Annotated in this window: 13 protein-coding genes and 1 pseudogene; all 14 read right to left on the bottom strand. The window is 70.8% G+C overall.

The genetic code is table 11. The annotated features are described in order from the left end of the window. Positions 1-8 precede the first annotated feature (8 nt). Positions 9-803 carry a hypothetical protein gene (locus ACQPXS_RS36230; protein ID WP_433453718.1) on the bottom strand — a complete coding sequence of 265 codons (795 nt, stop codon included), beginning with the start codon at positions 801-803 and terminating at the stop codon, positions 9-11. A gap of 289 nt (positions 804-1092) precedes the next feature. Then, complete coding sequence (locus tag ACQPXS_RS36235; RefSeq protein WP_433453719.1) at positions 1093-1863, bottom strand: hypothetical protein; 771 nt, start codon at positions 1861-1863, stop codon at positions 1093-1095. A gap of 30 nt (positions 1864-1893) precedes the next feature. Then, entirely contained in the window at positions 1894-2814 is a 921-nt protein-coding gene (locus ACQPXS_RS36240; protein WP_433453720.1) for a hypothetical protein, read from the bottom strand. Between the two features lie 344 nt (positions 2815-3158). Continuing rightward, complete coding sequence (locus ACQPXS_RS36245; protein WP_433453721.1) at positions 3159-3407, bottom strand: hypothetical protein; 249 nt, start codon at positions 3405-3407, stop codon at positions 3159-3161. Between the two features lie 321 nt (positions 3408-3728). Further along, the gene (locus ACQPXS_RS36250; RefSeq protein ID WP_433453722.1) at positions 3729-4253 is read right to left on the bottom strand and encodes a hypothetical protein; all 525 of its coding nucleotides are present in this window, start codon (positions 4251-4253) and stop codon (positions 3729-3731) included. After that, on the bottom strand, positions 4250-4672 hold the full coding sequence (locus tag ACQPXS_RS36255) for a hypothetical protein (RefSeq protein WP_433453723.1): 423 nt from the start codon (positions 4670-4672) through the stop codon (positions 4250-4252). The genes ACQPXS_RS36250 and ACQPXS_RS36255 overlap by 4 nt, the downstream gene beginning before the upstream one ends. Before the next feature lie 252 nt (positions 4673-4924). Next, positions 4925-5104 (bottom strand): annotated as a pseudogene (locus ACQPXS_RS36260) (ParB N-terminal domain-containing protein); the annotation flags it as partial. A gap of 35 nt (positions 5105-5139) precedes the next feature. After that, entirely contained in the window at positions 5140-6654 is a 1515-nt protein-coding gene (locus ACQPXS_RS36265; RefSeq protein WP_433453724.1) for a VirB4 family type IV secretion system protein, read from the bottom strand. 28 nt (positions 6655-6682) lie between these two features. Next, positions 6683-7135, bottom strand: coding sequence for a DUF6238 family protein (locus tag ACQPXS_RS36270; RefSeq protein WP_433453725.1), 453 nt, complete (start codon positions 7133-7135; stop codon positions 6683-6685). Beyond that, positions 7132-7620, bottom strand: coding sequence for a hypothetical protein (locus ACQPXS_RS36275; RefSeq protein WP_433453726.1), 489 nt, complete (start codon positions 7618-7620; stop codon positions 7132-7134). Before ACQPXS_RS36275 ends, ACQPXS_RS36270 begins: the two co-directional genes overlap by 4 nt. 143 nt (positions 7621-7763) lie before the next feature. Further along, entirely contained in the window at positions 7764-9236 is a 1473-nt protein-coding gene (locus tag ACQPXS_RS36280) for an SCO6880 family protein (RefSeq protein ID WP_433453727.1), read from the bottom strand. Between the two features lie 81 nt (positions 9237-9317). Then, positions 9318-10700: an SCO6881 family protein gene (locus ACQPXS_RS36285; RefSeq protein ID WP_433453728.1), complete on the bottom strand. Its 1383-nt coding sequence runs from the start codon at positions 10698-10700 to the stop codon at positions 9318-9320. Positions 10701-10737: 37 nt separating this feature from the next. Next, positions 10738-11433 (bottom strand): hypothetical protein, encoded by a 696-nt coding sequence (locus ACQPXS_RS36290; RefSeq protein ID WP_433453729.1) that lies wholly within the window; start codon positions 11431-11433, stop codon positions 10738-10740. Then, positions 11433-11747, bottom strand: a complete 315-nt coding sequence (locus ACQPXS_RS36295; protein WP_433453730.1) for a DUF6112 family protein — start codon at positions 11745-11747, stop codon at positions 11433-11435. The genes ACQPXS_RS36290 and ACQPXS_RS36295 overlap by 1 nt, the downstream gene beginning before the upstream one ends. Positions 11748-11773 lie beyond the last annotated feature (26 nt).

Here is an 11773-nt window from a genome sequence, read left to right on the forward strand (position 1 = left end):
GGGTGCGTCTACGCGCGGTCGGACCAGGACGGGACCGGCGGGCCGGAGGCGTCGGTGCGGGCGCAGGTGTAGCCGATCAGGCGGGACGGTGCGGCCTTCGCGGGGACGGTGGCGGCGTCGTTGCACACGAACGTGTACGTGATGGAGGTGCGGGGCACGTCGTGGAGCCACGCCCGGTCCTCCTTACCGGGGTTGATCTGCAGCCCGGAGTGAGCGACGGCGTCGGTCTGGGTGTGCGTGTGGGAGAAGAGGATCAGCGCGCCGCCGTCGGTGGTCTTGAGGGCGTAGGCGTCCGTGTAGCGGTTGTCGGTGCCGGCGAAGACGGTGGTGCCCTGGTCGCCGTAGCGGGTGCCGGTCTTGTCGTGGACCTCGATCTGCCGCTTGCTCGCCGTGGTCGGTGCGAGAACCTTCGTCCCGGTGTGCGTGCCGCCGGTGGCGAAGTTGTCGAGCACCGCGGTACGCAGCAGGTTCGCGTCGGCGGCGAGGTGCTTGTTGCCGTCGGCGGCAACGGCCGTCGCGTACCCGTCGTGGTCGAGGGCGATGTCCGGCAGTTTCGGGCTGTCGAGGTCGACGACGGAGACCATCTCCCAGCGCTTGTGCTGGGGTCGTTCCGCGAACACGGCCAGACGCGACGGGGCCTTGTCCTGGTCGTCCGAGAGCGCGGCGGCGAACCACCGGTCCTGTCCGGCGGCCAGGCGCGGGATGTACAGCTTGGCGCTGGCCGTCTCGTAGGACCAGGGCTTGTAGGGCGTGCGGTCGGCCGCGGGGAGTCCCTCGGTCTCGGTGTAGTCCGAGACGGACATGGCGTACAGCGGGCCGTCCTCGACGGTGTCGAGCAGGGCTCGGTTGCGGTCGGCGTTGGCCTCGTTGTTGATCTTCGAGTAGTGGGTGATGACGTCGCGGGCCTGGGCGGGGCTGAGAGCAGGAGCCGGCTTGGGCGCGCTGCTGGCGCTGGGCGTCTGCTTGGCGACAGCTGTGCCGTCGTCGGCGCAGCCGGTGAGGGCCAGGGCGAGGCAGGCGGCGCCGGCGAACAGCGGCAGGGTACGGCGGGCGATGCGGATGGAGACTCCAAGGGGCGATGGGCCGGGGCGGTCAGCGCGTACGGCGGATCGGCGACGCGGCCTTCGCGGCGGTCGGCGGAAGGGCGTTGGTCGTGGGTGCGCAGTGGCGCAGGTTTACGCCGATGCCCTTGGCGGTGAGCTGCTGGACCACGGCGTGGACGCGAAGGGCGCGACCGGTGTCCCCGTAGGCGGCGGGCAGGAGGAACGCGGCTTGGTGCGGGTGGTACTGGAAGCCGTGGGCGTACAGCGTCATGCGGGCATCCACCGGCACGCTCTCGTACGGCGCGCCGAGGGCTCCGTCGCCGTACAGGGTCAGCGTGAGGACCTGCTCGACCTGCGGTGGGGCGGGCCGGTGCGGAGGCTGGGGCTGGTGCTTCGCGTTGTAGAGGACCGCCTGCAGGGCTCGTTCGTAGCGGGGCAGCAGTCGCCGGGCGACTCGTGCCGCCGCCCGCGCGGGGTCCTTGGGAACGGCGATGCCGTTGGGTTCCTCGACTCCGGCGAAGTGGTGGGTCTTGATGCGGGCGCCGTGGGGGGCGAGCGCGGCGACGACGAACTGATGCGGGTAGCGAGGCCGGTCTGTTACGTACAGATGCTGGTCGTCCGGCCCGTGGAGCACGGCGTTGTGGGTGAGGACGTACTGGCTGACGAGGTAGTCGACGTGTCCGGTGTCCCAGAGCTGCTCGGTGCGGGGGAACTGGTCGGCGTACTGCGAGTGGCGCTGGTACTGGCTGGTCCAGGTGCCGGGCAGGCGCGCGGCAAGGAATGCGGAGAAGGCGGCCAGGTCGGTGCGGGGTGAGGTCATGTGTTCCTGGAGGGAGGCGATGGTCCGAGGTCAGCGCGTGTGTCGCGGTTGTGCCGGCGGGAGCCCTCGCGGGAGAAGGGACGGTGCACGGGCCGGCGTGGACGAAAGTCGCGGCGCGGGTACCAGCGGGGTCAGGGCCCGCATCCGGTCCTCGGCCACGTGCAGGACCTCTGCGAGGTTGCGGATCTCGGCGGCTGCGTCGGCGAGGTCGTACGACAGATCGAAGCCGTCGTCCTCCTCCGCTTCCTTGGCCTTTTCCCCGGCGGCTTCGAAGAACTCGCCGAGTTGCGCCAGCAGGCCGTCGGTGGGCTCCAGGATCTGGTGCAGCAGGGCAGCGGCATCCGCATGCGACGCGGCTGCGTTGAGCCGGTCGGTCAGAGCGCGCAGTGCGTCGCCGTAGACGTAGACGGGAGCGGCGTCGGGTGTGCTGGGGACGTCACGGGCCTGGGGCGTCGGCTGGGCTGAGTGCACATGTGGGCTTTCGCCTGGCACGATGGGGTGCGGCAGCAGTCCGAGCTGGGCCAGGCGGTGGTTGATCGCCTCGATCAGGGGCTGGGCGCTGCCGCCGTGGCGGGCTTCGGGCCGCTGGGGAGCACCGGGGTCGTCGGAGGGGGCCGAGTCGTAGAGGACCTCGAACAGCGACGGGTCGTCGGGGTGCTCACGCGTCGCGATCCAGCCCTCGGGGTCTCCGGGCGGGCGCTCGGAGGACGGCTCCTGCGGCGGACCGATGATCAGGTAACTGTCGTCGGGGAGCGAGACACGCACGATGTAGGCGCTGAGGCCGAACTCGATGTCGCACTGCAGGCCGCGCGCCCGCAGCGGCGTGGTGATGTGCGCGTGGCGACGCCACAGCTCCTGCCACCACGGGGTGTCCACGTTGCTGTGGTCGGGAAGCGGTGCGAGCGAGGCAACGCGGCGGGAGTCTGGGGTGCTCGCTGCGTCAGCGGCCACGGTATCTCCCGCGGGAGGAGGCGGGCGATCGGTGCGGTGGAGGCGTCCGTTCAGCGGGGGTGACTCCCGGCTGCGACTGCTGACTGAAGCCGAGTTGGTACTCGTCGTGGGTGGCGATCAGGTCGTGTTCTCTCTGGGCTTCCTGGTCGGCGACCTGTGCCATGAGGTCGTCGAGTGCGGCTCGGCGTTGGTGGTCTTCGGCCCATTCGGTGGCGTTCAGGTGAGGGGGACGTTTCAAGAGGACTCCGTGTGCAGGCGGTGGCGGTGCCGTGGCGATCCACGGTGGGTGGCCGCTCGGGATCGCGTTTGGGAGAGGCGGGTGGGACGGAATCGCCGAAAGAGACCTATCGGCGGGGTGCGGAGCCGGGGGACGGAGGAGCGGGCGGGACGCCAGGCTGGCCGCCGGTCGGTGGGGCGGGGGTGGGGGCCGGGTCGTAGGCGGCGCGCAGCCTGCTCAGGCCGGCCTCGTCGGCGAGGGCCAGGACCGACAGCGCCCGGCTGGCCGCTGTCATCAGCAGGTTTGAGGGAGATCCCTGGGCCGCACCGCGGTTTTCCCGCTGCCACCGGGCGGCGTCGACGAGGTAGTCGCTCACGGCGCGCAGTGCAGGTTCGGCGGCGTCCAGGACGTGGTCGGTGACTGCTTCGATCTCCGCCGGAGTCTGAGCGGCAGCGAGGGCGTCCAGGTAGGGCGTGAGGTCGGGTGCGGGCCAGGGGTGGTCCGGCAGCGGATGCGCGTCGAGGAAGGGCTGTGCGTCGCGTCGCGCCCACCGCTTCAGGTCGCCGCGGGTGGCGAGGTTGTACCGGGCGGCGTGGATCTGGTCGGCGTCGCGGCCGACGTTGTCGTACAGGTCGAAGTCCGGGTCACGCGGGGAGATACGAAAGTCCTTCGAGTCAAGGTCTGGGCCAGGACGGGGCTAGAGCTCGTCGTAGTCGTCGGTGTCGAGGAAGCCGTCGACTTCGTCGTCGAGGGTGTCCTGCTGGTAGTGGAAGACGGCCTCTTCGAGGGAGGCGAGCCGCTCGAATCCGGGGTGGGCGCGGAAGGCGTCGGTGCGGTCGGCGATGTACTGCTGGGTCTCGGCCTCGGAGGTGAGGATGCGGACGGCGTTGCGGGAGCAGACCCGTCCCCACTGTGTGATGTCGGTGGGGGTGGCGTCCTTCATCCACACCCAGATGCCGTTACCGAGCTTCAGCACGGAGTCGGGGTGATACAGGCCGCCGGACTTGCGGTGGCGGCGGGGGCTGTGGCGGTCACCCATATCCCGGATGAGGCCCTGACAGCCCTTGGCGAGCGCCATGGGGAGCAGATCCTCGTGCTGGGCCAGTTCCTTGGCCAGCTCGCTCTGGAGTTCGTCGGTGTGGATGCGTCCGCGGTCTGTGGTGATCCGCCGGGCGACCTCAAGGACGAGCTTGCGCAGGGCGTCGTTGGAGATGTGGGTCACGGCAGGTCACGCTCCACCCACACGGAAGCGGCCTCGGCCAGAGCGCTGGCCGCGTGCTCGATGACCTCCCGTGTCACCGCACGTCCAGGCGGGGCCAGGTCGGGGTCGTAGAGGGCGAAGGTGCGCGTTCCGCGGACCTGGGCGAGCGAGGGGAGGGTCTCGCACAGCAGCTGGGTGGCGACCCGGCGCTGGCGCTTCTCCTCCTCCACGCGCGCGCGCCGCTCGGCCCAAGCGCCCTGCAGGGAGAGGTCGCCTTCGGTGACCCGGTCGGCCAGCTGGGGATCCTCCTCGCGCAGCCGGGAGAGCTGCACCTCGGCGGAGTTGGCCTTGGCCTTGTTCTCTCGTGCGACGTCGTACGCCTCGTCCAGGCCCATGGCGCCGTTGATCACCGGATCGACGAGGTCGGGCGCATGCCGCAAGACGGTACTGGCCCGCCCGATCATGGCCAGTGAAATGCCCGTCGCCTCTCCCAGGGAGCGCGCTGTCTGTTCCGTTTCGGAACGCGCAGCCTGTTCCGAGTCGGAACGGCCCCCGTGTTCCGAAACGGAACGGGCCTTGACGGTGATCATCGCGGCCTGCCCCTTGGTCAGGCTTCGGCGACGGAGATTGACGGAGAGGACATAGGCGTCCGGACAGTCACCGTCATAGGTAATGAACGCCGGCTCGACCGAAGCGAGTTCGCAGGCAGCAAGCCGCCCTCGGCCGTCGAGCAGACGGCCCTCTCGGTCAAGGACGATGGGAAGCTGGAGCCCGTTCTCGCGTATGTCGTCGGCGAGGGCGTTCAGATCGTCTTCGTCGAGCGGCGGGAAGAGGTTGATGGTCGGGTAGGTTTCGATGGTGCTTTCCTTGATGAGGTGTTGTCAGGATTCGCGAACTCGACGCCTTTTCAATGCATTCGGGCGTCGGTGTCGAAGAGCGCCAGCTCGTGTGGATGCAGCAGGTGCTGGACGATGAAGGATCTGCCGGCGACTTTCCACAGGCCCCGGCCCCGGTTGAGGTGCGCGATGGCGTCCATTTCCACGGAGGTCAGGCCGAGCAGGGAGGCCGCAGCGTGGAGCTGGTCGGTCTCCTGGCGGTAGATGATCCGGGTGGAGCAGTCGGCGAGGAGGCCCTCGGCGAGGGCGCGGCCCTGTGATCCGGCGTCGCCGGCGGTGAGCAGGTCGGACAGCCGGTGGATGACCATGAGGTTGGCGATGCCGAGGCCGCGGCTGAGTTTCCACTGGGCCTGCATGCGTTGAAGCAGGCCGACGTGCCGCATCAACCGCCACGCCTCGTCGTACACGATCCAGCGTCGGCCGCCGTTCGGATCGGAGAGGGCGGACTCCATCCAGGCGCTTGCGCAGGTCATGGCCAGGACGAGGGCGGTGTCGTCGCCGGATCCGCCGAGGCGGGACAGGTCGATCGTGAGCATCGGCGCGTGCGGGTCGAAGGCGACGGTGGAGGGGGCGTCGAACATGCCGGCCAGGTCACCGTGGACGAGGCGGCGCATCGCGTGGGCCAGGTCGCGGGCGGCGTCGCCGAGCTGGCCGGACATCATGCCGGCGGCTTCGTCAAGCGCACGGGGGTTGTTGAGGGTGGCGGCGACATCGCCGAGCAGCGGGGTGCGGCCGGTGGCCGCGGCGTGCGTGACGACGGCGTCCAGGGTGACGTCCAGGGCGGTGTGCTCCATGGGCATCAGGTCCCGGCCCAGGACGGTGCGGGCCAGGGAGCCGAGCAGGAGCAGACGCCGTTTGCGGATCTCGCCGACCCAGTCGGCCTCCGTGACGCTGTCCGGGCGCGGGGCAGCGTCCAGGGGGTTCAGCCGTCCGGGCAGTCCAGGGCCGAGAGCGACGGACCGGCAGCCGAGGGCTTGCGCCACCGGCGTCCACTCGCCCTTGGGATCACACGGGACGTAGACGCGGTAGCCGAAGGCCACCGAACGCAGCGCGAAGGACTTGGCGAGCGCGCTCTTGCCCTGGCCGATCACCCCGGCGAGCAGGAGGTTGGGGTTGGTGAATCCCTCGACCTTGCCGTACAGGGCGAACGGATCGAAGACGAACGACGCCTCGGCGTGGACGTCGCGGCCGATGTAGATGCCCTCGGCGCCGAGTCCGCCTTCGGCGAGGAAGGGGTAGGCGCCGGCGGCCACGGCGGTGGTCATGCGGTGGGCGGGCAGCTTCAGCCGGTTGTTGCGGGCGGAGGCGGGCCCGGGACGACCGCTCGGGGGGTAGAGCGGTGCGGGCATCTCGTGCTCGGCTGGGGCACTGTCGGCCTGGTGGGCGCTGGCTTCGGCGCGGGCCTTGGCGGTGGCTTCGGCGAGCTGGCGGCGGGCAGCCTTGCGGCTGGCCCGGTCGGTGCCGTGCGGGGTGAACAGCGGGCTGGCGGAGGCGCGGCGGGCGCGGCGGGCGGGCCGATGGCTCATCGGGGGCCCTCGATTCTGCGGGTGGTGCTCATCGCACGCAGGCCGTGGTGTGCGGGCGGAGGTCGGTGGGCGTGGTCTTGCGGCGGATGCTGTGCCCGGCGGCGAGGTGGCGTTGGCAGATGGTCAGCACGGGCGGCCCTTCGGGCAGCCGTTCCGGATGGCACGCGCCCGTCTCGGGGTCTGCCTGCGCTGCGTTGCCGGGCAGCAGGTGGAAGGCGGCGTGGATCTCGGTGGTGGCCTGCCACAACCGGGTGTGCGCGCTGGCGAGGTGGCGGCCTGCTGCAGGATGCGGGGGCCGTGCCACCTCGGCCAACTGGTCGAGAAGTCGGTGAAGTTCGGTGAGGTGGGCGTGGAGGGTGTCGAGGTGTCCGCGATCCGGGGGCTCGGTGCGGTTGAGGGCACGAGCGTGATGGCGGACGCCTGCGGTGGCGGCCCGAAGGTAGGGGTGCGCGTCGGGCTCGACGGGACGGGGATGGATCACTGGGAGGTCCTTGCCGCCAAAGAGGCGGGAGCGGGGTGTGGGGGCGAACTGGCCGCCGGGACGGTTGGGCGAGCATGTGCGGTTCGCGTGCTGCCGGTCGCGGCGGGAGCAGCGGGTTCTTGTTCGCTGCGCAGGTCCACGTATTCGCCGCGTGTCGGGAGGCCGGGATGGCTCTGCTCTGGCAGGTAGATGATGTCCGCGCCCTGGCCGTCGGGGGCGGCGTCTGCCAGGTACCACTCGTGCCAGGTGGGGAGGCCGGCCAGGATGCGGGCGGCGTCATCGAGGTTCATGGCGTTGACGACGAAGCTCGTGGGGGCGTCACCGGTGTGCCGCTCATGGCCGGCGAAAGTGAGGGTGAAGGAGCTTGGCCCGGGTGGCCCGAGGAGTTGGGCGAGGTGGCTCCGTACGGTGTCGAGGTGGTCACTGGCCTCGATCGCCGTGGTGATGCGGGCGTCGTCGTATTCGCGCAGCTTCTCCTCGATCACCTCTCCTTCAACGTCGCGGTACTGGTCGAGGACGGCGCGGTGGCGGGCGGCCAGCTTCTCGCAGGAGGTCAGCAGGGCCCGAAGGTCCTCCAGCAGACCATCGTGGTTGGTGGTCGGTGTCAGTGCGGATCCTTGGGCTGGGACTACAGGGTGGTGCGGGCGAGGGGGAGTGCGGCCACGGTGAACGCGTCGGGCTGCTGGTAGTTCAGCCGTCGCAGGTCGACGCCCGAGGTGACGGCGTGGGTCTCGATCTGGGCGCAGGCGGCGTCCAGGAGGGCGTCGGTCTCGGCGGTGACGGTGACGAGGCCGGTCAGGGCGACGTCGGCGTGTCCGGCGATGAGCTGGCGCTCACGCTGTTTGACGTCGGCGTACTCGACGGAGTCTTCCTCGCTGTCGACTTGCCCGCGGCGGGCGCGTTCGTTGGCGTCGGCGATGATCGCGGCCTTCTTGCGCTGGACGTCCCGCAGGGCGGACTCGAGCCCCTGTGGCACGTAGATGAGGGACAGGCTGCGTCGCACGCCGGCCGTGAACATGAGGCCGTGCATGAAGCCGGCGTTCGTTTCGGTGCGGGGCCAGTTCTCCACCCAGTACGTGGCGTGCCGCGCGCTGTCGGTGGCGAGGCGGTCGTACTCCTCGACCTGGACGACGGGACCTGCGGCGGCGGGGTCTGCTTCGGCGCGGCCGGTGTCGGACCACTGTTGGAGTGCGGCGAGTGCCTTCGGGTCGTAGGCGGTGCGGATGACGGCTGCGATCTCCCGCGCGGTCAGCCACCCGGTGACCATCAGTCCGGCGTTGCGGGCCGCCTGGGCGATGGACGCGGTGGTCTGCTCCATGACGGTGAACGCCCCGGGCAGCCCGCCGCCGGCCTGCGAGATCAGGCGCCGGGCGGCTTTGAGGTCGAGGGAGATGGCGAGGTAGGTCTCGTGGGGTGCGGCGGCGGGGCCGGCAGAGGCGACCAGTTCGGAGTAGATCTGTCCGACGACCGGTGTCTGGAGCTGCCCATGCTGCGCCCAGTGGCGCGTGAGGGTGTCGCCGCTGTCGGGGACGGTGCGTTCCAGTACCTGCACGGTGGCGATGTGCCCGGTGCGGGCGATGCCCGCGAGCGCGCGTCCCCAGCGGCCCACGTTGTGGTTCTGGATGGCGGGGTCGAGGAGGGCGAAGGCACGGCTGGAAACGCGGGCGATGGCGGTCAGGGTCTGGCGGTGCGGGTCGTGGACGGCTGCGGCGCCGTTGGCGGAGTCGCCGGGGGTGACCACCTTGAGGGAGGCGGCCGTGCCGGGCAGGTGGAGGATGCCGTCCTGCCGGGGCCGGGTGACGGGCCGGGCGAGCCAGAGCGTCTGGCCGGTGCGTCGGCGCTGTGCGTAGCGGGCGACGATCGGCGCCCAGTCGATCAGGGAGCGGCCGTGCCGGCGGATCACCACGAGCGCACCGGATGCCGCCCACAGCGGGGTCAGGGCGACGGCACCGACCAGCCCGGTGGACACCACCGTCATCAGTAGCAGCGCCAGCGTGCACGAGACGAGAACGAGTTGGGGCAGGGAGAGGCCGAGGAGGATGCCGCGGCGGGACCGGTGCGGAAACTTCACCGTGACCGGGGCGACGGAGAGATCAGTCAAGGGGCGGGTCCTGAAGGCGCGGGTGGAACCCGGGGGCGGGAGGTGCAGTACACCTCCCGCCCCCGGTAGACGGGCAGGGGATCAGAGGCCGGTCGCAGGCGGCGCCGGTGGTGAGCCCGGTCCGCTGGGCGTGGCGTTCTGTGCCCCCGGGGACGGTGGTGCGCCCTGCGGCGGCGGGGTCGTCGTCGGCGGCACTGACTGCCAGCCGCCTTGCTGGCCGGACGCGGCGCTCACGCCGGACCCACCCGGTCCCGGGCTGCCGCCCACCTGGCCGCTCGTGTCATCCGACACGCTCGTCGGCGCGGGCTGAACGGCGTTCTCCAGACCGGACTTCATGCCACCGCCACCGGGCGAGCCGCCCGTTCCACCACCCTGTGCATCGTCCTTGCCGCCTTGGCCGCCGGTGGGGTTGGCGGCGATGTCGCCGGGGAATCCGCCTCCGCCTACGGCGTCAGGGCCTTGCGCGGCGGCGACACCCGCACCGGCTGCCGCGCCACCACTCCCGGCGGTGGCCGCTGCCGCCGCGGCCTTGCGGGCAGCGTTCTCGGCGTGAGCCTTGGCGATCTGCGCTCCGGCGCCGCCGGCGCGGTGGATGGACTCGCCGTCGGTGCCGTCGGCCGCCCAGTGCACGAACTTGAACACGGCATACGGGCACAGCAGCACCAGGATCATGATCACGATGCCGGACATGACGTCGGCGAGGGCGGCGATGCCGTCCTTGGCGTCAGTCTTGCCCATGGCGGCGATGCCGAGCACGAAGATCACGGTCATCAGCAGCTTGCTGACGACGAGGGTGGCGGTGGCTTCGATCCAGCCCTTGCGCCAGCGGCGTGCGACTTCCCAGCCGCCGCCGGCGGACGCGAAGACGGCGAGGGTGACCATGACGAGGATGCCGACCTTGCGGACCATCATCACGCACCAGTAGAGGAAGGCGCCGATGGCGGCGCCGAGACCGACGACGACCGGGACGAGCCATCCCAGGCCGGCGAGGGACCCGATCTGGCTGACCTTGACGATGCGGCGCACGGCCGACTCGATGTTCATGTGCGCGGTCTTGAATAGGCCGTCGCTGACGGCGTCGACGACTTCGACGGCGACCGTGGTCAGGGCGATGGCGCAGAACGCGAACAGCACCCCTGACATGGTGCCGGTGAACGCTTGGGTGAGGGCTTGTCCGTCGCGTCTGACGGCGGCCCGGACGAGTTGCGCGCAGAAGGTGGCGACCAGCAGGACCAGGCCCAGTGGCAGCAGCATCTCGTAGTTGTCGCGGAACCATCCGGCGTTCAGGTCGACCCTCGTGGTGGTGTTGACCGCCTTGGCGGCCAGGTCGGCTGCTGCCGCAGCCAGCTCACCTGCGGACTTCGCCATCCAGTCACCGATGGCCTTGCCAGGGTCCGAGGCGAAATCGACCGCGTCGCCGACGGCGCACAGTTTGTCCGCCAGGGGGTAATCACAGAAACCCACGGGGAGTTACTCCTCCTTGTCTTATGTCAGGCGCGGGTCACTGCGTGACGCTCGGAGCGATGGCGGCCAGGGAGCAGTCGTGGCCGGGGCGGCACTGCACGGCGAGGGTCACGGCGCGGTCCTCGGCTCCGCCGCCGCCCTTCTTCCAGGCGATCTGCTGCTTGCCGTTGACGGTGACGACGTAGATGTACGCCTCGGTGATCGCCGAGGGGTCCTCGGCGAGGGCCTGCTTGAACGCGCCCGGGTAGTGGCCTTCGGTGACGCGGGCGGTGGCGTGCTGGTCCTGGTCGGCCATCCGCGACCACAGCAACGGATCCGGGACCTGGCCGGAGACGGACGCCCAGTCGGCGTAGGTGGGCTCCTTGGTCATCCACGCGCGCATGCCGGCGAGCTGCTGGTCGCGGCTGGTGTCGCGGGTGTCGTAGGACCACAGCATCTGGGCTGCTGCCTTGGCGTACGCGACCGGCTCGGCGATCTGCGGGGGCTTGGGCACGGAACCGGAGCCGGCCTCGGGTTTCGGGTCGGGGGCTGCGGAGGAGGACGGGCTATGCGTCGCGGCCGGCCCGGCAGCGGTCGGATCCCGGTGGGCGTTGCCGCTGCCGGACAGCCAGGCGACGGCTGCGGCGATGGCGAGCAGGACGGTGACGACCAGAGCGACGATGGTGATGCGCCGGTTGGCCGACCAGCCGACGCCGTAAGAGGACAGCGAGAGGGTGGGGAATCGGTTCCGCATCAGTGGACCTGTGAGCCGAGGGTGGAGAAGAACGCGACGATTCCGTTCGCGGCGCCGAGGCCGAGGGCGGCGCCCGCGGCGACGACGGCGCCCTTCTTGCCGTTGGCCTCGGCCTGGTGGCCGCCGGTGTGGTGGCCCCAGGCCCACACGCCGAGCGAGACGGCGAGGGCGCCGACGACGGCGATGATCCCGAACATGTTGATCGAGTTGACGACGTTCTTCAGCACGCTCAGACCGGGCAGGCCGCCGCCCTGGGGCGAGATGCCTGGGTTGTAGGCGAGCTGGATGACGCGGTCTGCGAGAGGGAGGGACATGGGTGTGGCGGGGCTCCTTGCATACG

It is taken from the genome of Streptomyces sp. CA-142005 (genome assembly GCF_050942335.1).
Lineage (GTDB): Bacteria > Actinomycetota > Actinomycetes > Streptomycetales > Streptomycetaceae > Streptomyces.